Annotated in this window: 22 protein-coding genes; 15 read left to right on the forward strand and 7 right to left on the reverse strand. The window is 54.0% G+C overall.

The annotated features are described in order from the left end of the window. Positions 1–60: 60 nt before the first annotated feature. Positions 61–375: a DMT family transporter gene (locus RNAN_RS05780; protein ID WP_008219743.1), complete on the reverse strand. Its 315-nt coding sequence runs from the start codon at positions 373–375 to the stop codon at positions 61–63. A 195-nt stretch (positions 376–570) separates the two neighbouring features. On the opposite strand from RNAN_RS05780, the gene RNAN_RS05785 reads away from it, so the two are divergent. From RNAN_RS05785 to RNAN_RS05825, 9 genes are all read left to right on the forward strand, one after another. Beyond that, a complete protein-coding gene (locus RNAN_RS05785) occupies positions 571–843 on the forward strand; it encodes a DUF3297 family protein (RefSeq protein ID WP_008219745.1) in 273 nt (90 codons plus the stop codon). A gap of 223 nt (positions 844–1,066) precedes the next feature. Further along, entirely contained in the window at positions 1,067–1,792 is a 726-nt protein-coding gene (locus RNAN_RS05790; RefSeq protein ID WP_008219749.1) for a 5-oxoprolinase subunit PxpA, read from the forward strand. Then, complete coding sequence (gene pxpB, locus RNAN_RS05795) at positions 1,789–2,523, forward strand: 5-oxoprolinase subunit PxpB (protein WP_008219751.1); 735 nt, start codon at positions 1,789–1,791, stop codon at positions 2,521–2,523. The genes RNAN_RS05790 and pxpB overlap by 4 nt, the downstream gene beginning before the upstream one ends. Further along, the gene (locus RNAN_RS05800; protein ID WP_008219752.1) at positions 2,520–3,461 is read left to right on the forward strand and encodes a 5-oxoprolinase subunit C family protein; all 942 of its coding nucleotides are present in this window, start codon (positions 2,520–2,522) and stop codon (positions 3,459–3,461) included. The genes pxpB and RNAN_RS05800 overlap by 4 nt, the downstream gene beginning before the upstream one ends. Then, positions 3,462–4,307, forward strand: coding sequence for a DUF4392 domain-containing protein (locus RNAN_RS05805; RefSeq protein WP_008219754.1), 846 nt, complete (start codon positions 3,462–3,464; stop codon positions 4,305–4,307). A 137-nt stretch (positions 4,308–4,444) separates the two neighbouring features. Beyond that, positions 4,445–5,311, forward strand: a complete 867-nt coding sequence (locus tag RNAN_RS05810) for a D-amino acid aminotransferase (RefSeq protein ID WP_008219756.1) — start codon at positions 4,445–4,447, stop codon at positions 5,309–5,311. Between the two features lie 126 nt (positions 5,312–5,437). Beyond that, on the forward strand, positions 5,438–5,968 hold the full coding sequence (locus RNAN_RS05815; protein ID WP_148275662.1) for a DUF6795 domain-containing protein: 531 nt from the start codon (positions 5,438–5,440) through the stop codon (positions 5,966–5,968). A 24-nt stretch (positions 5,969–5,992) separates the two neighbouring features. Next, positions 5,993–7,165, forward strand: coding sequence for a lipase family protein (locus tag RNAN_RS05820; protein WP_008219761.1), 1,173 nt, complete (start codon positions 5,993–5,995; stop codon positions 7,163–7,165). Between the two features lie 118 nt (positions 7,166–7,283). Then, positions 7,284–7,730 carry a DUF6795 domain-containing protein gene (locus RNAN_RS05825; protein ID WP_008219764.1) on the forward strand — a complete coding sequence of 149 codons (447 nt, stop codon included), beginning with the start codon at positions 7,284–7,286 and terminating at the stop codon, positions 7,728–7,730. 50 nt (positions 7,731–7,780) lie between these two features. On the opposite strand, the gene RNAN_RS05830 is transcribed toward RNAN_RS05825, so the two are convergent. From RNAN_RS05830 to RNAN_RS05840, 3 genes are all read right to left on the reverse strand, one after another. Further along, on the reverse strand, positions 7,781–10,324 hold the full coding sequence (locus RNAN_RS05830; RefSeq protein WP_008219767.1) for an EAL domain-containing protein: 2,544 nt from the start codon (positions 10,322–10,324) through the stop codon (positions 7,781–7,783). Positions 10,325–10,418: 94 nt separating this feature from the next. After that, positions 10,419–11,612 (reverse strand): acyltransferase family protein, encoded by a 1,194-nt coding sequence (locus RNAN_RS05835; protein WP_008219769.1) that lies wholly within the window; start codon positions 11,610–11,612, stop codon positions 10,419–10,421. Further along, entirely contained in the window at positions 11,612–13,486 is a 1,875-nt protein-coding gene (locus RNAN_RS05840) for a glycoside hydrolase family 3 protein (protein ID WP_008219771.1), read from the reverse strand. The genes RNAN_RS05835 and RNAN_RS05840 overlap by 1 nt, the downstream gene beginning before the upstream one ends. Before the next feature lie 177 nt (positions 13,487–13,663). On the opposite strand from RNAN_RS05840, the gene RNAN_RS05845 reads away from it, so the two are divergent. From RNAN_RS05845 to RNAN_RS05860, 4 genes are read left to right on the forward strand one after another with little or no spacing between them, the layout of a single operon-like run. After that, positions 13,664–15,217, forward strand: coding sequence for a sodium:solute symporter (locus tag RNAN_RS05845; RefSeq protein ID WP_008219773.1), 1,554 nt, complete (start codon positions 13,664–13,666; stop codon positions 15,215–15,217). A gap of 4 nt (positions 15,218–15,221) precedes the next feature. Then, on the forward strand, positions 15,222–16,088 hold the full coding sequence (locus tag RNAN_RS05850; protein ID WP_008219775.1) for a glucosamine kinase nucleotide-binding domain-containing protein: 867 nt from the start codon (positions 15,222–15,224) through the stop codon (positions 16,086–16,088). 23 nt (positions 16,089–16,111) lie between these two features. Beyond that, positions 16,112–17,050: an N-acetylmuramic acid 6-phosphate etherase gene (murQ, locus tag RNAN_RS05855; RefSeq protein ID WP_008219777.1), complete on the forward strand. Its 939-nt coding sequence runs from the start codon at positions 16,112–16,114 to the stop codon at positions 17,048–17,050. A gap of 14 nt (positions 17,051–17,064) precedes the next feature. Beyond that, positions 17,065–18,225, forward strand: a complete 1,161-nt coding sequence (locus tag RNAN_RS05860; protein WP_008219778.1) for an exo-beta-N-acetylmuramidase NamZ family protein — start codon at positions 17,065–17,067, stop codon at positions 18,223–18,225. A gap of 19 nt (positions 18,226–18,244) precedes the next feature. On the opposite strand, the gene RNAN_RS05865 is transcribed toward RNAN_RS05860, so the two are convergent. Next, on the reverse strand, positions 18,245–18,721 hold the full coding sequence (locus tag RNAN_RS05865; RefSeq protein ID WP_008219781.1) for a copper resistance protein NlpE: 477 nt from the start codon (positions 18,719–18,721) through the stop codon (positions 18,245–18,247). Between the two features lie 72 nt (positions 18,722–18,793). Then, positions 18,794–19,483: a pirin family protein gene (locus tag RNAN_RS05870; RefSeq protein WP_008219784.1), complete on the reverse strand. Its 690-nt coding sequence runs from the start codon at positions 19,481–19,483 to the stop codon at positions 18,794–18,796. 180 nt (positions 19,484–19,663) lie between these two features. Between RNAN_RS05870 and RNAN_RS05875 the strand changes: the two genes are divergently transcribed. After that, positions 19,664–20,209: an NADPH-dependent FMN reductase gene (locus RNAN_RS05875; protein ID WP_008219788.1), complete on the forward strand. Its 546-nt coding sequence runs from the start codon at positions 19,664–19,666 to the stop codon at positions 20,207–20,209. 3 nt (positions 20,210–20,212) lie between these two features. On the opposite strand, the gene RNAN_RS05880 is transcribed toward RNAN_RS05875, so the two are convergent. Beyond that, positions 20,213–20,515: a hypothetical protein gene (locus RNAN_RS05880; RefSeq protein ID WP_008219790.1), complete on the reverse strand. Its 303-nt coding sequence runs from the start codon at positions 20,513–20,515 to the stop codon at positions 20,213–20,215. Positions 20,516–20,690: 175 nt separating this feature from the next. Here RNAN_RS05880 and RNAN_RS05885 point away from each other — a divergent pair, with 175 nt between their 5' ends. Next, a complete protein-coding gene (locus tag RNAN_RS05885) occupies positions 20,691–21,632 on the forward strand; it encodes an alpha/beta hydrolase (protein WP_008219792.1) in 942 nt (313 codons plus the stop codon).

Consider the following 21,632-nt stretch of genomic DNA (forward strand, 5'->3'; position numbering starts at 1 on the left):
AAACGTCGAATAATCTTAACTAAGCACCCGCCTACCTGAACTAGGTTGGCGGGGCCTGAGTTAAGAAGACAGCTTTAACCCCGCTACACCACAGATAATCAGCGCAAAACAACACAGCTGGCGGCCGCTGATAAGCTGGCCAAAAAACAGGTGGTTAATAACAGTGATAGACACTACCCCTACCGCCAGCCACACCAGATAAGCGGTTGCTGCCGGGATCTGTTTTAGCGAGATACCAAATAGCAGTAAGCTGACGCTCATGCAGGCGACGGCGAAGATAACATAGGGGATTTTGCTAAAAGACGCTGATTTTTCAATACCTATCAGCCAGCCCGCTTCTAATACACCGGCGATAATTAACAGCAGCCAAGACATAGTACACTCCATCTCAGTTGGGGCCGTCCCCGTGTGACATAGAGCGGTGAGGTCGTCCTCACTTCAGCAGAAAATTACCCTGCGATCGTCGCAAAACCGGCGGCAAAGTGCAAGCGAAAACAGGCTTTACCACACTTGAGCCGGCGCTTCGCTTTGCCTACAATGACGCACATTTTACTGATTAAGGCCTAAGCCATGAACGATACAACGCAAGATGCTGTAAACAATGAACAAGAGCGCCCGGCGTTACCAGACCGCCTGTCGGTTAACCCGCGCAGTCCGCATTATGTTAAAGAGATTTTCCAGTACGATGTTGGTATTACCTTAAACGGCAAAGACCGTTTTGATGTAGAAGAATACTGCATCAGCGAAGGTTGGGTAAAAGTAGCTGCCGCTAAGGCGCTGGACCGCCGTGGCCAGCCGCTGCTGATGACGTTAAAAGGTAAAGTTGCCGCTTTTTATCGCTAAGCCCACACCATAGCCTGTGCTAATTTCCTGTGCTGTATTGTCAGAGGCACTTAGCACAGCCTGGCTATATTGCTCTGCGTTTGTTATTACCGTTTTTGCCTGCCTGGCGCTGTCTATTGCCAATACACTATCTTTTTTGTCTAGAAATTGGTCGCATCCGACTAGACTATTACAAAACAAGCAAGCAACATGAATAAATTATTTCTGCAGTGGTGGTGCGGTGATGAAACTGAACTGTGATCTGGGCGAAAGTTATGGCAGCTGGCAAATGGGGCTGGATGCCGATGTTATGCCGCATATAGACATGGCCAATATCGCCTGTGGCTTTCATGCCGGAGATGCCGATGTGATGGCAGGTACCCTGGCGCTGGCAAAGCAGCACGGCGTCGCTATTGGCGCCCACCCGTCTTACCCGGATTTACAGGGTTTTGGCCGGCGCAGCATGGCGCTGTCGCACAGTGAGATTGTTAATTGCCTGCGTTATCAGATTGCTGCGCTGGATGGCATGGCATTAAGCGCCGGCGTAACACTGAGCTATGTGAAACCGCATGGCGCCCTGTATAACGATATGATGGCCAAGCCCGCGGTATTTGCCGCTGTGCTGGATGCGGTGGCCGGTTTTTATAAGCCATTAAAGCTGATGATCTTAGCCACTGCGCGCCAGCAGGAATTCGCCACCCTGGCCAAAGCACAGGGCGTTGCGTTGTTGTTTGAAGCCTTTGCCGACCGGCGCTATACCGACGAAGGCACCCTAACGCCGCGTAGCCAGACCGGCGCGGTATTGCATGGCGATGATATGCTGGCACAGGTCAGGCAGCTGGTTAAGCACGGCAGTGTGACTACCGCCTCTGGCAAACAACTGGCACTTAACGCCGATACGCTCTGTGTACATGGCGATAACCAGGCGGCGATAGCCCAGGTGCAACAAATACGGGCACTGCTGGCATGAGCGCTGTTGGTATAAGCAAGCCGCAGTATCAGCTGACTGTCGCCGGTGAAAATGCACTGATGCTGTATTTTGACCAGCGTATTGACCCGGCTATTTCTGCACTGGTGCAGCAGGCCTGTGCGCTAATTAAAGTCGAGCTAGGCGAAGATGTAATCGATATTCTGCCGTCTTATGCTTCTGTTCTGGTGATATTTAACCCTTTTAGTACCGATTTATACCGGGTGCAGGCGCAGCTGCAACACTGTTTGGCACAGCTGCAAACGGCTGACAGCCACAGCGGCAAAGTCGTCGAGCTGCCGGTATATTACAGCGAAGAATCAGGGCCGGATTTAGCGCTGATCGCCCGGACAAAAAACATCAGCATCGATGAGGTGATAAAACGGCATCAGGCCATCAGTTACCGCGTTTATGCCATCGGCTTTGCGCCCGGTTTTGCGTATTTAGGCGAGGTCGACCCGCTGCTGCAGATGCCGCGTTTAGCCACACCGCGGGCCAAGGTGCCGCGCGGTGCTGTCGCCATAGCCGACCGGCAAACGGCGGTGTACCCGGCGCCATCGCCCGGTGGCTGGAATTTAATTGGCCTGTGCCCGACACGGATGTTTAACCCACAAGCCGAACCGGTGATGCCGGTGGCGGTAGGTGATGAAGTGCGTTTTATGGCGATAGATAAGGCAGAATTCTTACGTTTAGGTGGTGAACTGCCAGCACAGCTTACGGGAGCTAAACCATGAGCAGTTTTAGCGTTATAGCCCCCGGCGTACTAAGTTTACTGCAGGACAGCGGCCGCGTTGGCCAAAGTGCGCTCGGCTTAACCACCGGCGGGCCTATGGATGCGCCGTCGGCCAGCTGGGCCAACCGGCTGCTGGGTAATGCTAGTAATGCCACGCTGATTGAATGCAGTGTCGGTGGCCTGCAGCTGCGCGCTGAAACCCACAGTTTTATTGCCATTACCGGTGCAATATTGCCAGTGAGCATTAACGGTAAAGCGGTAGAACAATGGACAGTGCATCAGGTACAGGCAGGCGATGTCATTGAGCTGGGGATGGTAAGCAAAGGCCTGCGCGCTTATGTGGCAGTAGCCGGTGGCTTTAACATCACGCCGCAGTTTGGCAGCACGGCTACCGTGCTGCGCGAAGGCATCGGCGGCTTAAATGGCAATAAACTGCAAGCCGGCGATACGCTTAGCGCCAACCGCGTAATCAAACTTCAGCGTCAGCGCTTGCCGGCGTCTTACCGGCCACAGTTTAACCAGACATTGACGCTGCGGCTGATTGAAGGCTATCAGGCCGGCAGTTTTAGTGCCACCGAGCGCCAGCGTTTTTATCTTCATAGCTACAAGGTTACGCCGCAGGCCGATCGCATGGGTTATAAACTGAGCGGTGCGGCGATACAGTGCCAGCAAACACAACTGTTATCTGAGGGGATCTGCTACGGCGCGGTGCAGATTCCACCGGATGGACAGCCGATTGTATTACTGAACGACCGGCAAACGTTGGGCGGCTACCCGAAGATCGGCAGCGTGCTGTCGCTGGATTGCGCCTTACTGGCCCAGGCCGGCGCCGGTACCGAGCTGTATTTTACGCCAATCAGCCCCGAGCAGGCGCATAATGCGTTGTGTTTGGCCAAAGTACGTACTGCTGCCATTCGCAGCCAACTGGTGAGCCTGTAAATGAGCAACGCAGCAGTGGATTATCTGGCCATCAGCCAGCAAATTGAACAGTTACTCGTGCGGCAAAACCTGCGCGGCATGGCGACACTGCAACCGCATTTAGCGCCGGGTTACATTCTGCGGGCAGCAAAGCTGCTTAACCAGTGCCGTGGCAAGGTGCTGATTGGCACCGGCTTTCCGGTACTGGATACCTTTGAAACCGACGGCCCGGTCGGCGCTATTGGCTTGTATCAGCTGTTGCAAAAACTGGGCGCCACGCCGGTGCTCGTTTGCGGTGACCCGCTATACAGCGCGCTAAAAGCCGATTATCAGTGCTACCCCATCAGGGTAAACCAATATGATGCGCTACCGGAGATTGCCAACGCAGCGCTGGCTGAGCTACAACCGCAGTTGGTGATCTCGATTGAGCGGCCCGGCTTTAATGCCAAGGGGCGCTACGCCAATATGCGCGGCGAAGATATTAGCGCGCGCTGCGCCAGCTTTGACTATTTTGTTAGCCAGGCGACCTGCCCTACCATTGGTATAGGCGATGGCGGTAATGAGATTGGTATGGGCAATTTATATCAGCAGGTAAGTGCACTGAATATTACGCCCTGTGTGACCCGCTGTGACGAGCTGATTGTTGCTGATGTGTCTAACTGGGCGGCCTGGGCGTTAGCGGCCATGGTGTCGGTATTGCGCGGGGAAAACCTGCTTAGCGGCGCTGAGCCACTGGCAATTTTGCAGTATTTATCGGCCAAAGGCAGCGTTGATGGGGTGACCCGGTTAAATACCCTCACCGAAGATGGCCTGGCGCATACCGAAGGCGAACAGCTTATTAGGGATCTTGAATTACTAACAAAATGAGAATCGGTTTACCCTAAGCCGACCGTTGCAGGCCAGGATGGCCGAATCGAGCCTACAGGGATGTATTTACGGCGTGTCGGTGTGGGTGAACCGGTTCGATTGTGCACAACAGAACCGTGTTTACAGCGAGAACCGCAATGACAACAGTATATTTAAACGGCGCCTTTGTACCGGCCAGCGAAGCGAAAATATCGCCGATGGACCGCGGCTTTTTATTCGGCGACGGCATCTATGAAGTGATCCCAAGCTACGGCGGCCGCTTTGTCGGCTTTGGCCCGCATATCGACCGCATGCACAGCGGCCTGGCGCAGTTATCGATAGACCCCAAGCTGAGCCAAGCCGACTGGCAGCGCATTGCCGATCAACTGCTGGCCGATAACCGCGCTGAACTGGGTGATAATATCGGCGTGTATTTTCAGGTAAGCCGTGGCACCGACAGCAAACGCGGCCATGCTTTCCCGGCCAATATTACACCAACAGTATTTGGTTTTGCCTTTGCCATACCGCCCGAGCCGGTAGCAGATAAAACCAAAGTCACCACTTATGCCGTGGTCACCGGCCAGGACTTACGCTGGCAGCGCTGCCATATTAAATCCACGTCACTGCTTGGCAATGTGCTGCATTACCAGCAGGGCTACAGCCAGGGTGCGCAGGAAATATTACTGTTTGATCAAGACGGCAACCTAACCGAAGGCGCGGCGGTAAATGTGTTTATCGTCAAAGACGGTGTTATTGCCACGCCACCACTTAGCCATAAACTACTGCCCGGCATAACGCGGCAACTGCTGCTGGCAATCCTCGCCAAGCACAGCAACATCAAGGTAGAAGAGCGTGATATCAGCGAAGCGGAAGTATTAGCCGCGGATGAAATCTGGCTTACCAGCTCCAGCAAAGAAATAGCGCCAGTGCTGTTTGTCAACGACAAGCCGGTGGCTAACGGCGAGGTCGGCGATGTCTGGCTGGCGGTACAACAACTGTTTAGCGCGCATAAATTCGACTACTAACTCACCTCTTTTAGGCGCTGCAACCGCAGCGCCATATCCCTTTCTCGCCCTCGTTAACAAATATTTAATTTACAAAATATTGTCTTTTAGTTATCTTTTAGCAACTTCATTTGTGCAGAGCTATCCATGCAAGGTATGAGTACAAAGCGCAAGCCATGGCTGCTACTCACAGCAGCACTAGGGTTTTTAGTATTTTTTGTTTTTTCACAACAGGTTATGGCAGATATGTTTAGTTGGTTTAAAAAATACGACGTGCATTTGTCCCCGGCGGTGCGGGGCACCGTGTTACTTGATGGCAAGCCACTTGCCAATGCAGTGGTATCAAGAGAGCTGCATTACGACAAGGAATATGTTGATAGAACCAGCACAGACAGCGATGGAAACTTCAGCTTTCCAGAAAAAAATATCCGCTCACGCAAACCTGGTGGCCTGGCAGAAATGCGCACACGCCAAGTAATTGTTGTGCAGCATCAACAAAAAAACTATCTGCTGTGGTATCTGACAACTTCTAGTATTGCTCCGCAACAAGCAATAGTGCAAAGGCTTTCTTCGTTGAACTGCGACCTAACTAATGATGAACAGGAGCATGTTTTTTCTAATATCGAAAAACCTGATTTCCCGCACAGCACATTTAGTATTTGCCGCTGGGCTGATTAATTACAGCATATAAGGACCTATGTAATGTCTGCACTTACCCCGCGCGTAGCCGCTGAACTTGCCGAAATTGTCTACCAAATTGAGCGCCCATCAGCTTCCGGTGTTTACCGGTTAAATATGGGAAACTACGAAGCACGTAACTGTTTTAACTTTGACTTATCACAAGGCCCGGTAAAAGGCGTTTCCGGCGGCTCGCTCTTCAGCCTTTTTAATAAGACCACAGGTTTTGCTTTGGTAGGTAAAGGAATCAACCAATTCTCCAACGATTATGTAGTGACCATTCGCGGCACTCACATAAACCGTGACTGGTTAACAAACGGCAATATTGGTGTAACGGGCGGCGATAATGGCACCGCAGTGCATGCAGGTTTTGATAAAACTTTTAGATCAATGAAGCCGGCTTTAGAGAAAATTTTGGCTCCGTTACTTGCCAGCAATGGCAGTGCTACTGTGCATTGTGTTGGTCATAGCCTTGGTGGCGCTTTAGCATCATTAACCGCAGATTGGGTAAAAAACCGCTTTAAGTGTAACGTTAATTTGTACACCTTTGGTGCCCCAAGGGTGGGCATGCACGCGTTCTCCAAAAAGCATACTGGTACGCTAAATGCCATCTATCGTTGCACACATGGTGCAGACCCTGTGCCAATGATTCCACTATGGCCCTTTGTGCATGCACCTTATGAGGGCACTGAATACCGGCTTGATAGTGGTTCTGGCATTAGTGTTGAGGCTCATGGTATGGCAGAACACAAATCCCCTGGCTACCTTAACACCGCCAACAGCAGAAGTTGGCAGGCACTAAACCAACGTTCATCACTTAATTTCACGCTGGTCAGATTAAAGTATGAAAACCGACATCAAGCGTCCTTTTCTACTTATTGGGCAGACAAAATCAGTGCTGCGCTGATCACACTGTTAAAAGATGCAGGTTACTACACAGCCATCATGGCACAAGCTGCAATTGGTACAGGATTAACTTTCTACGACTTGCTAGCCCGTTCACTGGAGAGTATTGCTAAGGCCTCAACACAGTTTGCTGAGCAAACCAAAGGCTTGCTCGGACATATGCTTGCTTTTGCCCGGCAGGCCGTTACAACAGTGACTGAGCTGACATTCAAATTTATCCGCTGGGTATTTGAAAAAACAGTTGGCGCACTCTATCGCAGTGCGCGTAACGCTATTTCAAGCATTTCATAAACTCTCAGGACCAGATAGTAATTAACTATCTGGTCCGCTTTATCTAATGAAGATACTTATTTCGATTAAGGTAATTCTGCTTACTTTAGCTCTGACATTAATTTATCCGCAACACGTTATGGCAGATATGTTTAGTTGGTTCAAAAAATACGATGTGCATTTGTCCCCGGCAGTGCGGGGTAATATTAGCTTTAATGGTAACCCTGTTGCTAACGTCAAAGTGTTCCGCGAGCTGACATATGACAAAGAATATCTCGATTACGCCATGACCGATGCGCAGGGACGTTTTTCGTTTGATGAGAAGAACATCCGCTCACACCGGCCAGGCAGTGCCTTTGACACCTCAAAGCGTCAGGTACTGTACCTTGATTACCACAACCAGCGTTACCTGCTGTGGTATTACTCGACGCTAAACACCTCAGCAGCGCAAACGTTGACCGAGAAAATGCAACAATTGCACTGCGAATTAACCCAACCGGAAAAACCTACGAATTACCTAACCAAGAGTTTCCTGAGCACCCGCACGGCGTTACAGGTGTCTGCAATCTGGACTAGTTGGCAATAGTGATAGCTATAATGCTTGATCAGTCAGTAAATATCAGGGCTGATGCTGCATTAGTGCGCCGCTTCAAAATCGGTCAGCGGTGCAGGTTTACCAAAATGGTAACCCTGGAACTGCTGGCAGCCCAACTGCAGCAGTTTCTGATGTTGCGCCTGCGTTTCAACGCCTTCTGCTATTACCGAGAGCTCAAGGCTTTGCCCCAGCGCCAGCATGGTTTTGATAATCACTTCATCGTTTGGATCGGTTAGCACATCGCGCACAAAGGAGCGGTCTATTTTCAGCTGCGCCAGCGGCAGCCGTTTTAAGTAACTTAACGACGAATAACCGGTACCAAAATCATCCAGTGAAAAACGTACGCCAAGCCGCGTTAGCTGCAGCATTTTATCAATCACGCTGTCGATATCCTGCAGTAGCTGGCTTTCGGTAATTTCCAGCACCAGCCGCGTTGGCGTGGCGCCGCTGTCGCTGATGGCTTTGCGCACATCTTGCACAAAACTAGCAGAGTGCAGCTGACGCGCGCTAATGTTCACCGCTAAGTACCAATGCGCGCTGTGTAGCTGCCTGGCCCATTCGGCTAATTGATAACAGCTTTGCTGCAGCACCCAATTACCTATTGCCAAAATCTGGCCGCTACTTTCTGCCACCGCAATAAACTCACCCGGCGCCAGTAAACCACGCTGTGGGTGCTGCCAGCGGATCAATACCTCCGCGCCCACTACGCCGGCACTGTGTTCAATTTGCGGCTGAAAATGCAGCACAAATTGTTGTTGCAACAAGGCCTGGCGCAAACCAGCCGCCAGTTGGGCACGGGCACTGACATCGGCCTGCATTTGCTGATTAAAAAACCGCACGCCGCTACGGCCGCGCTCTTTGGCATCATACATAGCTAAATCAGCCCGTTGCAGCAGCTCGTCACTGTTACAGCCATCGCTGAACATGGCCACGCCTACGCTGGCGGATAAGCTGTAAGGCCGCTCTTGCAGGATAAAAGGCTCAGACAATAACTGCACAATTTTCTCGCCAATCAGGTTGGCTTTTTGGCTGGCCAGCTCAAGGTCAGGGTGTAGATCGGTCAGTAGCACAACAAACTCGTCGCCGCCCAACCGCGCCAGCGTATCTACTTTGCGCAAATGGCTCTGCAGCCGCTGCGCCACCTGTTGCAGCAACTCATCGCCCATCGCATGGCCCAGGCTGTCGTTTAAATCTTTAAAATGGTCTAAATCAATGAAAAGTAAGGCGCCCTGGGTGGCATCGCTCTGGCGCTGATGCTTGCCAACGGCCTGCTGCAAACGGTCCAGCAACATGCGCCGGTTCGGCAGCCCGGTTAGGGCATCGTAAAAGGCTAACTGATGAATGGCCTGTTGCTGCTGCTTATGCTCAGTAATATCGGTTGAAATACCGCACAAAGCATAGATGTTACCGCGCTCATCGCGTAGTGGCAGCTTAACCGACAAGTAGACGCGGCGGCGTTTGCCATCGCGTGATACATTGTCTTCTTCTGACACCAGACGCTCACCGGCCTGCAGCACTTTCTCGTCGTTTTGCCGCAAATTAGCCACAGTGGCGTTGTCAAAAAACGCATCATCACGCCGCCCTATAACCTCGGTTGGTGCACAGCCGAACAGCTGCGCCACCTTTAGATTGACATACTCGTAGCGGCCTTTTAAATCTTTAATATAAATGTGGGCATCGACACTGTTTAAAATGGTACTCAGCCTGGCTTCACTGACTTGCAAATGACGGGTTTTCTCACTGACCTGGCGTTTAAACCACCAGACCGCTAACGTCGACAGCAGCAACAAACTGCTTAACGCGGCGAGTAGCCAGCCAATATTGTCGGGTAAGCGGGGCTTTGGCACATCGCTGCCCCAACGCTGCAGAATTTGATAGTAAGGTGAGCTGACATTGGCCTGCCACTGTGCCAACCGGGTCTCTATCACTGCCAGCAGATCCTGATTGCTGCCTTTTTTGGTGGCATAAAATAAGCGTGACGGCTGAAAAGTGACCGGGCTTGGGTTTAACTGGTAGCGGTTTAATTGGGCTAAGCCAAAGTAATGGTTGGCCGCCACCACATCGGCCTGGCCCGCGGCCACCAGCGCAAACGCCTCCGGCATGGAGCGTGCTGTTAATAGCTGCAGCTGTAAGCCGGTTTCAGCAACCAGCTTTTGCACATAATGTTGCTGAATAGAGTCCTGCAATACTAATAAACGTTTACCGGCCAGTTGTTGTAATGAGCTTAACTGTACGCCCGGCGCAGTAAAAAACTGTGACCAGCTATAAAGCGCCGGGGTTTGATGAAAGTCCAGCTGCTGTGCACGCTGCTCGGAGTAGGCTACATCGGGCAACAGGTCAATCTCGCCCGACTGTAATAACTGCAGGCAATACGCCCAGTCACATTGTACCGCTTTGAGTTGCCACTGCTGCTCAGCGGCGATCTGCAGCAGCAGCTCGCCTAAAATGCCCGACGGGCTGCCATCTGCTGCCGCGACAATTTTCGGCGCATTCTGATACACCCCCACCACCACTTGCCGCGCCTGTGCCGTTGCTGCCAGGCAATACGACAACAACAGTAGCCATAAAGCCGTACACCTTTTCATCCCGTCTCCGGCAGTTCATTTCTTGCCTAGTCTGAACAGCTTACGTCACCGCAAGAAATTTGCCAGCCAGCTAAGCGCCGCCGTTAAAATTAACTTACACCTTTAAAATAAGGCCGCGCTTAAAGCACCAGTGCATTAACAGGTACGACAGCGCCAAAAAAGCTACCGCAAAGGCCAGCGAGCCGTTGTAGTCGCCAAACAGCGGCTGAAACACGCTGTTGTACAGCCAGCCATGCAAGGAGCTGTCAGCCACCGGCACCATCAGCAAAATGCGGGCTAACACGGCCGAGAACAGATAAAACAGTATGGCATTAGCGCCAAACACCACAAAGGGGGCGCTCCAGCGGCGCCAGCCTTTGACATCGCACAGCCATAAGCAAGCAGCCAGCGCAATGGCACAATAGCCACTGCTTAACAGCACAAAACTGGGCGTCCACAGGCTTTTGTTAACCGGCAAACTAAAGTGCCACAGCTCAGCCAGCCACACGGCCACCACGCCACAGAGCAACAAGCCGCGAATTTTTTGCGCCAGGCTACGCTCGCTTTGCAGCCACTGCGCCATCAACACCCCGGTTAAGCAACTGGCAATCGCCGGCAGGGTCGACCAAAGCCCTTCAGGGTCAAACGCAAAAGGTGTGGCCGAGCGGTAATACACATGGTTGGCGCCCAGCACCAGTTGGTCCAGCCAGGCGACAAAGCTGTTGCCAAACAGCAGCAAGCCACGAAACTCGTGGCCCTGCGCGTCCTGATACGGCAGCCACCAGAGCCCGGCCAGATACACGGCCATCAGCCCCAGCAACCAAAGCAGGCGACCACGCTGGCCAAAGTACAGCACTATCAGTACCGTAGCCAGATACACCAGGCCAATGCGCTGCAACACGCCCAGCCAGCGCACGGTCAATAAACGGTCTTCAACATAATTAAACTCTGGGTCACGGAAGTTGTAATAAAACAGCGCCAGCAACAACCCTAAGCCGAACAATTTGCCACTGCGCAGCAGCGCCTGACGAATAAGCGGGCCTTTATTATTCAGGCTATGCTGGCGCAGGCTTAACTGCAACGACATACCAACAATGACAATAAAGAACGGGAAGATCAGATCGGTTATCGTCCAGCCATGCCACTGCGCATGCAGCAGCGGGCTGTACACATAATTCCAGCTGCCCGGGTTATTGACCAGAATCATCGCGGTAATGGTCAGACCGCGCAGCACATCCAGTGCCAGCATACGGTTGGTATTCAGTTTAGCCAAAATGGCATCGGCATAGCGCCGGTACAGGCTCAGCATCAGTCGTTATACCCTGCCACCGTCACCGGCAAGGTGCCAGTAAGTGAATATTGCTGCAACAGCGCCTGGGCCAGCGCTTCGTAGGTGGCGTTGCCGGCACCGATGGCACTGACATCCTCTGCGGTGTTGTAAGCGTAACTGGCCAGCACCAACTGCGCATACTGGCCGTAGCGGCTGATATCGTAAGGTGCCCGCAGGCTTATAAAAATATGCTGTTTGCCGTTTTGGCTAATCAGCGGCAATAGCGCTTCATAGTTGCGGCTTTGCCGCTCAAAGGCTGCCGCCAGGTTAGCAATGCCGGTTAAATCATCCATGCCGCCCATATCGGCCAGGCTTTGCATTGGCGCAATAAAACCACTGATCACCAGATCCGCCGCAGCAATTTGCGCGCTGGCCTGGCTAAAATCAGTCTGCTGCAGGCTAATGCTGTCAATCTGCAGCGCTGCCGTACTGTAATGCTTAAGCGCCGCCGCTAACGCCTGCGCTTTGCTCCTATCCGGCATAATGAGCAGCAGTTTTTGTTTGCCTTTAAGCGTAACCGGCCAGTCTGCGGTGGCCGGCTTTACCCTGGTAACGGCCGCTTTCGCCAGTGCCAGCTCGGTGGCACGGTGCGCCGGATTGCCCAGCAGCGCGGTCGCCTTGCTCAGTTGCTCAGCAGCAGTTTCGGCGCTGGGTAACAGCGGATAACGCTGTTTCAGCGCCACTATACGCTGATAAGAGGCATTAAGCTCTGCCAGGCTGAGGCTACCCTGCTCTACCGCCTGCGCGAGGGCATCAAGCAGTTGCCCAAGCGCAGCTAATTCGCCCGGGTGCTGTAACTTTACCGGCATTAACGCAATATCGGCACCGGCAGCAAAGGTTTGCACCACTGCCTCCGTCTGGCTGAAAAACTTGCTGATACCGGCCATATCCAGCGCATCGGTTACCACCACCCCCTGATACCCCAGCTCGCTGCGCAGCACATCGTGCAGGATTTTGCGTGACAAAGTGGCCGGCTTTAGCATTTGCTCACCGTCTTTTGACACAAAGGTGCTGCTATCCAGCGCCGGGAACTGAATATGGGCGGTCATAATCATGCCAGGTTGCTGCTGGGCGATAATGTCGGCAAAGGGTTTTAAATCTACCGCCGCTATTTGCGCGCGACTGTGCTCTACCCGCGGCAGGCCCAGGTGGCTGTCTACTTCGGTATCACCGTGGCCGGGAAAGTGTTTTAGCGCCGCTATCATGCCGCGGCGTTGCATCGCCGCTGTCATGGCGCCACCTAATGTGCTGACCACGGCGGGGTCTTCACTAAAGGCGCGCACATTAATCACCGGGTTAAGCGGGTTGACGTTAACATCAACCGTTGGCGCAAAATTCACATTGATGCCCAGGCTTAACAGCTCATCAGCCAGGATCTGACCTACTTGCGTGGCAAAATGGCTGCCGTGGCGCTGATAAGTTGCCCCTATCGCCATATTGCCGGCAAAAGAGGTGGCCAGGCTGCGCGGCAAACGGGCCACCCGACCGCCTTCCTGATCAATGCCAATAAACAGTGGCAAGCCCAACGCTGAGGCCTGTGCCGCAGTTTGCAGATCACGGTTTAGCGTGATGGTTTGCCCGGTGCCGCTCAGGTTTTCGGCAAATAAAATCACCCCGCCTATCGCATGGTCACGAATAAGCGCCGCCAGCTCAGGCGGCAGTGTGGTCATCGGCGTGCGGCACTGGCCGTTCAGCGGCGCACTGTCACAGTAATAACGCAAGTCCAGCATCAGTTTCTGCCCCAGCATTTGCTTAACGCTGGCTTGAGGTAACTTAACCGGCATAGCAGCAGAAGACAGAGACAAACTGAACACAGCGCAACACAACAGCACAACACGATAAAAACATGGCATAGGTTTCCTGACACTGGACACGATGAATTCCTGTTATTGTGGCGAAAGCGTCTGGCAGTACAACAAAAATAATTTATTCATTCAAGAAAAATTTAGATGAATACTTTACTCACCTACCACAGCTTATGCTAAGGTAAAGGCCTTTATGGCGAGGCTTAGGCTGGCGGATCTGAAGCGATGCAAATGACAGTACTGGACTGGGGCGTGTTTTTTGGTTACTTCACGCTGCTCTCTGCGGTCGGTTGGTGGGTAAACCGGCGCCGGGCCGGCAACAGTGCCGATTACTTTCTGGCGGGCAACAACATGCCGGTATGGGTGGTGGCCGTATCGGTATTGGCAACCTCGCAGTCTGCTGCCACCTTCCTCGGTGGCCCGGACCTGGGCTTTCGCGGCAATTTATCCTATCTGGCAACCAATATCGGCGCCCTGATCGCCACCTTTATCGTAATTAAGTTTTTACTGCCGCGTTATTACCAGCTGAAAGTAACCACCGTCTACGAGCTGCTGCAGCAGCGTTTTGGCGCCAGCGCCAAGGAGCACGCCGGTAAAATGTATTTATTCGGCCGGGTGTTTGCCAGTGGTGCCCGGCTGTATATGGCCGCCATCGCCGTGGCCATGTTGCTGTTTAACAATATTGCGCCGCAAAGTGTGCTGGCGGCCATTATCCTGCTGGCGTTGGTGGGCCTGGCCTGCACGGTGGCAGGCGGCATCCGCTCGGTTATTTACACCGACGCACTGCAATGTGCTGTTTATGTGCTGGCGGCACTGCTGGTGCTGGGTTATCTGTACCATAGCTTAGGGCTGAATGTAACGCAGCTGCAGCAGGCGTTAAGCGCACCACCAGCGGGTGACTCTAAGTTACTGCTGTTTGACTGGCGTTTTGATGTCAGCTCAGCCGGCGTGTTTAATATGTATTCGGCGCTAACCGGTTTTATTCTGCTGAATATTGCCGCCTTTGGTTTGGATCAGGATATGACACAGCGGGTACTGACCTGCAAAGACAACAAAGCCGGTGCCCGCGCCCTGCTAAGCTCAGCCCTGATGGTTATCCCCACTATGCTGGTGTTTATTCTGATCGGTTTTTTACTGTATATTTTTTACCAAAGACCCGACCTGTACCAGCCAACGCAAGGCTTTGCCGACAGCTTTGCCGGCGAAAAAGTGACGGTGTTTATGTACTATGTGCTAAACGAGCTGCCATCCGGCCTGCGGGGTCTGGTGGTGGTAGGGGTCATTGCCGCGGCGCTGTCTACCATTACCTCGGGCCTTAACTCGATGTCATCGGTATTGGTGGCCGATATGTACAAACCCTGGCGCCTGGCGCGTCATGCGCAAACCGATGAGCAGCATTTTGTCCGCGCCGGTCAGTTTGGCATGCTGCTAACCGCTGTCGTACTGTCGCTGATGGCCATACTGTGTTTTTACTGGCAGCAGTATTCCGACATGCCGCTACTGGCGTTTGCCTTAAGCGTAATGGTGTTTTCGTACAGCGGTTTGCTCGGCGTGTTTTTTACCGCGCTGTTTAGCAAGCGGGGCAACCGCTACTCGGTGACGGCGGCGCTTATCAGCGGATTTTGCGTGACCCTGCTGCTACAACCCTATATTCTGCAGCAACTTAGCCCGTCACTGGCGGCACTGGACTTAGGTTTTACCTGGCAGTTATGTCTGGGCACCCTGATCGCGACACTGGTGTGTCTGGCGGGCAACCCCGCAACGGCCAGCAAGGAGTAATAACATGTGGACTCTTACCGTTGACGGCGGTGGCAGCAAAACGCTGGCGCGGTTAACGCATCAGCCCAGCGGCCAGCATTGGCAGCAGCAAGCCGGCCCGGCCTCGCTGACCAATGACTTTGCCCTGGCGCTGGCCAACATTAACCAGCTTACCGACAGCCTGTGTCAGCAAGCCGGCGTTAACAGCGCACAGCTGCGCGCTGTAATGGGGCTGGCCGGCGCTGGCAACCCGCAACAGCAGCAACAGGCGATGCAGCAACTGGCTGGCCGCTATCAGCAGCTGTTTATTACCACCGACGCCCGCACTTCCATGTACGGTGCCAATTTAGGCCAGCCGGTATTAGTTGTAGCATTGGGTACCGGCTCGGTGGCCATGCGCTTACTGGCCGACGGCAGCGAGCAGCAGGTTGGCGGCTGGGGCTTTAATATTGGTGACGAGGGCGGCGGCGCCTGGTTGGGTAAACAACTGGTGCGTGAGCTGTTATGGCAGGTAGACAGTCTGGCCGGTATTCAAAGCCCGCTGCTGCAACAGGCCGGTGCACAAATCGGTAGCCATGCCGACACCCTGCTGCCCTGGCTGAAAAGCGCCAGCCCGAACGATTTTGCTGCCCTGGCACCGCTGGTATTTGATTATGCCGGCCGCTGCAAGGTTGCAGACAAGCTGCAGCAGCGCCACGTCGCGGCAGTACAGCAATTAATATATGCCGGCCGCGAACACTTTGCCCTGCCGGTGGTATTACTGGGTGGCCTGGCCGGGCGCACTACAGCACTGCTGGATGCGCCCTGTCGCGCCCTTTTGCAGCCGGCGCGCGGCAGCGCCTTAGATGGCGCCTATTTACTGGCACAACAGCTTACTGCCACAACAACTTAGCGCTTTTACCGCAGGATAACCCTATGACCAACACGCAACAGGACGCCTTACTCCAACAACTGGCTGCGATGAGCTCAGAAGCGCGCAATCCGGCAAGCCACGACATCGATCTGCTGTCCAGCCTCGACATTGTCAGCCTGATTAACCGCGAAGATCAGACTGTCGCCCACAGTGTGGCGCAGTGCCTGCCACAGGTAGCAACCGTGGTCGACAAGATTGTCGCCGCCTTTGCCAACGGCGGACGGCTGGTGTATCTGGGTGCCGGCACCAGCGGCCGGCTTGGCATTTTAGATGCGGTAGAATGCCCGCCCACTTACAGCGTACCTGCCACTCAGGTGGTGGCCTTAATTGCCGGTGGCGCCAATGCGGTGTACAAAGCAGTAGAAGGCGCCGAAGATAACGCCGAACTGGCCGTGGCCGATCTTACCAGTATTGCGCTTAGCGCCAACGATGTGCTGGTAGGTATTGCCGCCAGTGGCCGTACCCCTTATGTGCTGGGCGGCCTGGCCTATGCCCGCCGGCTGGGGTGCTACACCGCCGCCATCAGCTGTAATGCCGGCGCGCCGGTATTAGCGGCTGCCGATACCGGCATTTGTGCGGTGGTCGGGCCCGAAGTGGTTACCGGCTCTACCCGGATGAAAGCCGGCAGCGCGCAGAAAATGATTTTAAATATGCTCACTACCGCCGCCATGATCCGCAGTGGCAAGGTATACCAGAACCTGATGGTCGACTTACACGCCAGCAATGAAAAACTGGTGGCCCGCGCCGTACGCATAGTGATGCAGGCCACCGACTGCAGCGCCGCCATCGCCCGCGACGCGCTGCAAAACGCCGGCATGAGCGCCAAGCTGGCCATTTTGCATATTTTAACCGGCCACAGCATTGACGCCTGTCGCCAGCAACTGGCGCAGCAGCAGGGCTTTATCCGCCGCGCGCTGCCAGCGAAGCAGCAGCAACAATGACAGGAGCAATAACTATGAAAGCACTGTGGCTGGTCAGCTTGTTATATTTAACCGCCCTGTGGCCTGCTGTAGCCGCCCAGCCAGCCCTGCAAACCGGCGCCGAACAGCTGCAGCAGTACTTGCCGCTGTTAACAGGTAAAAGAGTCGGCCTGCTGGTTAACCAAACTTCTATGCTTGGTCAGCAGCATCTGGTCGATGTGCTGTTAGCACACGAGGTACAGGTGGTGGCCATTTTCGCCCCCGAGCATGGCTTTCGCGGTGACAAGGATGCCGGTGCCCATATCCAAAGCGGTACCGACAGCAAAACCGGCCTGCCGCTGTGGTCGATGTATGGCGCCAGCAAAGCACCGTCGGCAGAGCAGATGCAACAACTGGATATCGTTATTTTCGACATTCAGGATGTCGGCGTGCGCTACTACACCTATATCAGCTCGATGCATTATATGATGCAGGCCGCTGCCCAATACGGTGTGCAGATGCTGGTGCTGGACCGGCCTAACCCGAACGGTGCCTATGTTGATGGCCCGGTGCTGGACTTGGCCTTTCAGTCTTTTGTTGGCATGCACCCGATACCGCTGCTACATGGAATGACAGTGGCCGAGCTGGCGCAGATGATTAAAGGCGAAGGCTGGATTACTGATGCGGATAAACTGAGCTTGCAGGTGGTGCCGGTTAAGCATTACCGCCGCGATATGGCTTATTCGCTGCCGGTAAAACCCAGCCCCAATTTGCCCAATGATCAGGCCATAGCGTTATACCCGTCTCTGGGCTTTTTTGAGGCCACGCCAATGAGTGTCGGCCGCGGCACCGGCTTTGCTTTTCAGGTACTGGGCTATGACAAATTTGGCCCGGCAGACTTTCACTTTACCCCGGTCTCAACCCCCGGCGCGGCGCTGACGCCACCACTGATGCATAAAAAGGTGAAAGCTGAAGATTTACGCCAGGTGGCAGCGCAGGGCCTGAGCTTACAATATCTGCTGCGCTGGCAGGCGCTGTTTGCCAAGCACAACGAAGTGTTTTTTACCGCGCCGGACTTTATGGACAAACTGGCTGGCACCGACCAGCTGCGCCGGCAAATCAGCCAGGGCTTGTCTGAGGCAGAGATCCGCCAAAGCTGGCAAAGCGCACTGGCGCAGTTTAAACGTCAGCGCCAGCCGTACTTGCTGTATCCCTAAGGCTGATCCCGGATAAACCTTACGGCTGTTTTTGCAGCCGGTAACGGGCAGCAAGGTCGCCTTCAATACGCTGGCCTTGCTGATCCAGCATAAATAACTGGTTTTCGCCGACAAAAAACTGCTGCAGCGGTTCAGTGTCTAACAATACCGTGTTGCCGGCACTGTTCCAGCTAAACTGGCCCTGTTCAGTAAACTGCTGTGCCGACTTACCCACATATTGCCGGCTCAGGCTATAACGGCCATCGTCGTGCAATGTCAGCTCAGTATTAATGGCTTCGCAATCTGCGCAGGGCAACATGCCCTGATAAGTGCCCGCCCAATCCAGGCTGTTGCGGGCATTATGGGCCGGATCTGGTACTGCTGCGGTGCGCTCTGTATCTGTGCCGGCAGTCTGTGCACTTTCGCTTTGCCTGCTGTCACTGTCCGTTGGTACGCTACGATCACAGCCAGCCAGCACGACGGCCAGCAGCAGGCTGCTAAGTGTTAACCCTTTCACCTTTGGCTCTCCTTTTTTATCTCAGCTTAATGTCCGCTCGCTTGATAAGTTAGCCCGCTGCCGCCCTTTAGCTTAAGGTAAATCAAACAGCAGCGCTTTAACTGCACCTTGCGCCGTAAACGCCAGCCTGGTCTCGTCAGCGATTTTTATGCCGTCGCCCGCCTGCAGGCGCTGGCCCAGCACTGTCAGCTCACCGCTTATCAGATGCAGATACACTTTACGGCCGGGCCTGATGCTAACGTGCTCTGTCTCACCAGACGCCAACATCAGCTGATACAGTAGCGCATCCTGGCGCAAGGTTAAACTGCCATCACGGCCATCCGGCGATAAAATCAGCGTCAGGCCGCTGTGCTCGCCAAAGGCTTTTTGCTGATAACCCGGTGCACCGCCAAACTGATTCGGCTGCAGCCAAATTTGCAGAAACTTCAGTGGCTCAGTGGCACTGGCATTGTACTCGCTGTGGTAAATACCACGGCCGGCACTCATCAGCTGGTACTCGCCGGCGGGCAGCACTTCGGTATTGCCGGCCGAGTCTTTATGAGCAATATTGCCCTGCAGTACCAGACTTAAAATTTCCATATCCTGATGGCCGTGGGTGTCAAACCCGGCGCCGGGGGCCACAGTGTCGTCGTTAATGACCCGCAGCGCGGAAAAACCCATCTGGGCCGGATCATAATAACGGCCAAAAGAAAAACTGTGATAACTGTTCAGCCAGCCAAAGTTGGCGTGGCCGCGCGCACTGGCTTGGCGTAATTCAAACATTTGGGTACTCCTGCTTGTCGCTACATAACGTTACAGTGAAGCTTACCCAGCCAGGCACCGTTAAAAAAGCGGAATAATTTGCCGTTAATGTTCAGTTTTTTTGAACCAAAGCAGAAGCAGAGCGACTGAACTACACTAGAGCACAGCACAATTGACCTTAACTCAGCGAAGGAGAGATATATGACGATGAATATACTGGCGATTTGTGGCAGCCTGCGGGCTAAGTCGACCAACCGCGGGCTGCTGCGTTACGCTCAGGCCAATGCGCCCGAGGGCACGAAAATTCATATTGCCGATATTTTGGATGTCCCTTTTTACAATGCCGACCTAGCCGCCAAACCCGCAGCCGTCGAGCTGCTGCTAAAGCAACTGGCGCAAGCCGATGCGCTGCTGCTGGCGTGCCCCGAATATAACTATTCGATGGCGCCGGCACTTAAAAACGCGCTGGACTGGGCCTCGCGCGAGCCTGACAACCACCTGCTAAGTGGCAAAGCGGTCGCCATCATGGGCGCGGGTGGCGGCATGGGTACCAGCCGGGCGCAATACCATTTACGCCAGGTGTGCGTATATTTAAACCTGTACCCGCTAAACCAGCCGGAAGTGTTTGCCAATGCCTTTAGCGGCAGTTTTGACACCGACGGTAATCTTACCGACGAGCGCATCCAGGGCCTGATTGTGAAACAGCTTAGCGCCCTGCAAAAGTGGGCGCTGCAGCTGAAAAAATAACTGCTAGGGGGTGGGCTGCGGTTTATCAGCGCCGCTGGCGGTGCTAACACACTGCCAGCCCCAGCTACGCTGGCGCTCGGCAAACTCGGCGGCTTTTTGCTCACAATAGCCGGCTTCATTACTGGCGCGCCATAATACTTCAGTGTTGCCCTCTTTACGGTACTGCACTTCACAGGGCAGTTCACCGCCTTGTGGATACACCACCGCGATCAGCCGCACGGCTTCACCCTTCTGGCAGTGCGTGGTTTGGTCAGCATGAACAGCAAAAATACTCAGGCTGGTCAGCAGTAGTATCAGGTAGCGCATCAGATCTTCCTCTTGTTTATATCAGCCGGCTATAGCAGCCTGGGCCGCATCAGTTCGCATTGAGTCGATACAGTATAGCAAAGCGGCTGAATTCGTATTCAGTCAGGCGCCGGCAGCAGCATGGGCTAAAATTAGCCGCAGTATTGCTGCTATGTTATGCCGTTGGAGCCCTGTTATGCTGAAATTACTGGCACTGCTTATTTTGCTGTTTAGCTGTTTTGCCCTGGCCGACTTACCCAAAGTCAGTGCCGGCACTATCGAGCGCCTGGCGCACTTTAGCTCGGCGCTGGTTCCCTCACGCCATGTCGATATCTGGCTGCCGCCCGGTTACAGCAGCACAGATAACCAGCGCTATGCGGTGCTTTATATGCACGATGGCCAGATGTTATTTGACGGCAGCAGCAGCTGGAATAACCAGGAGTGGCGGGTAGATGAAGTGGCCAGTGCGCTGATTGCCTCTGGCACCACCCGGCCTTTTATCGTAGTGGGCATTTTTAACGGCGGCGCGCGCCGCCACAGCGAGTATTTTCCGCAGCAGCCATTTAACAGCCTGCCAGAAGCGGTGCAGCAACAGCTGTATCAGCTACAACGTGACAGCCAGCAGCCACTGTTCAGTGACGCCATCTACTCAGACCGTTACCTGAAGTTTCTGGTTGAGGAACTAAAACCCTATATCGATAGCCGTTATCAGGTGCACACCGATGCGGCCAATACCTTTGTCATGGGCTCCAGCATGGGGGGCTTAATCTCGCTGTATGCCATCAGCGAGTATCCGCATATTTTTGGCGGCGCGGCCTGTTTATCTACCCACTGGCCCGGCGTGTTTCAGCAGGACGACAACCCGGTACCGGCAGCATTTTTTGCCTATATGCGGCAAAAGCTGCCACACCCGGCCAGCCACAAACTGTATTTTGATTACGGCACCGCCACGCTGGATGCCTGGTACCCGCCGCTGCAGGCGCAGGCCGATGCCATTGTCGCCAGCAAAGGCTATAACGCTGATAACTGGCAAACCCTGCGCTTTGAAGGCGCCGAACACAGCGAAAATGCCTGGGCCGAGCGCCTGCCCCTGCCATTAAGCTTTTTACTTGGCCAAAGCAAAGAGGCTAAACCCTGA

Origin of the sequence: Rheinheimera nanhaiensis E407-8 (assembly GCF_000296695.1) — a bacterium.
Lineage (GTDB): Bacteria > Pseudomonadota > Gammaproteobacteria > Enterobacterales > Alteromonadaceae > Alishewanella > Alishewanella nanhaiensis.

What these genes read in the sequence shown, in the direction of transcription:
- RNAN_RS05785 (WP_008219745.1), top strand. Translation starts at nt 571, where the DNA reads ATGAACGATACAACGCAAGATGCTGTAAACAATGAACAAGAGCGCCCG.
- RNAN_RS05835 (WP_008219769.1), bottom strand. Translation starts at nt 11,612, where the DNA reads ATGCTGAGCCTGTACCGGCGCTATGCCGATGCCATTTTGGCTAAACTG.
- RNAN_RS05790 (WP_008219749.1), top strand. Translation starts at nt 1,067, where the DNA reads ATGAAACTGAACTGTGATCTGGGCGAAAGTTATGGCAGCTGGCAAATG.
- RNAN_RS05810 (WP_008219756.1), top strand. Translation starts at nt 4,445, where the DNA reads ATGACAACAGTATATTTAAACGGCGCCTTTGTACCGGCCAGCGAAGCG.
- RNAN_RS05885 (WP_008219792.1), top strand. Translation starts at nt 20,691, where the DNA reads ATGCTGAAATTACTGGCACTGCTTATTTTGCTGTTTAGCTGTTTTGCC.
- RNAN_RS05800 (WP_008219752.1), top strand. Translation starts at nt 2,520, where the DNA reads ATGAGCAGTTTTAGCGTTATAGCCCCCGGCGTACTAAGTTTACTGCAG.
- RNAN_RS05830 (WP_008219767.1), bottom strand. Translation starts at nt 10,324, where the DNA reads ATGAAAAGGTGTACGGCTTTATGGCTACTGTTGTTGTCGTATTGCCTG.
- murQ (WP_008219777.1), top strand. Translation starts at nt 16,112, where the DNA reads ATGACCAACACGCAACAGGACGCCTTACTCCAACAACTGGCTGCGATG.
- RNAN_RS05820 (WP_008219761.1), top strand. Translation starts at nt 5,993, where the DNA reads ATGTCTGCACTTACCCCGCGCGTAGCCGCTGAACTTGCCGAAATTGTC.
- RNAN_RS05780 (WP_008219743.1), bottom strand. Translation starts at nt 375, where the DNA reads ATGTCTTGGCTGCTGTTAATTATCGCCGGTGTATTAGAAGCGGGCTGG.
- RNAN_RS05840 (WP_008219771.1), bottom strand. Translation starts at nt 13,486, where the DNA reads ATGCCATGTTTTTATCGTGTTGTGCTGTTGTGTTGCGCTGTGTTCAGT.
- RNAN_RS05880 (WP_008219790.1), bottom strand. Translation starts at nt 20,515, where the DNA reads ATGCGCTACCTGATACTACTGCTGACCAGCCTGAGTATTTTTGCTGTT.
- RNAN_RS05875 (WP_008219788.1), top strand. Translation starts at nt 19,664, where the DNA reads ATGACGATGAATATACTGGCGATTTGTGGCAGCCTGCGGGCTAAGTCG.
- RNAN_RS05845 (WP_008219773.1), top strand. Translation starts at nt 13,664, where the DNA reads ATGCAAATGACAGTACTGGACTGGGGCGTGTTTTTTGGTTACTTCACG.
- RNAN_RS05870 (WP_008219784.1), bottom strand. Translation starts at nt 19,483, where the DNA reads ATGTTTGAATTACGCCAAGCCAGTGCGCGCGGCCACGCCAACTTTGGC.
- RNAN_RS05805 (WP_008219754.1), top strand. Translation starts at nt 3,462, where the DNA reads ATGAGCAACGCAGCAGTGGATTATCTGGCCATCAGCCAGCAAATTGAA.
- RNAN_RS05850 (WP_008219775.1), top strand. Translation starts at nt 15,222, where the DNA reads ATGTGGACTCTTACCGTTGACGGCGGTGGCAGCAAAACGCTGGCGCGG.
- RNAN_RS05860 (WP_008219778.1), top strand. Translation starts at nt 17,065, where the DNA reads ATGAAAGCACTGTGGCTGGTCAGCTTGTTATATTTAACCGCCCTGTGG.
- RNAN_RS05825 (WP_008219764.1), top strand. Translation starts at nt 7,284, where the DNA reads ATGGCAGATATGTTTAGTTGGTTCAAAAAATACGATGTGCATTTGTCC.
- RNAN_RS05815 (WP_148275662.1), top strand. Translation starts at nt 5,438, where the DNA reads ATGCAAGGTATGAGTACAAAGCGCAAGCCATGGCTGCTACTCACAGCA.
- pxpB (WP_008219751.1), top strand. Translation starts at nt 1,789, where the DNA reads ATGAGCGCTGTTGGTATAAGCAAGCCGCAGTATCAGCTGACTGTCGCC.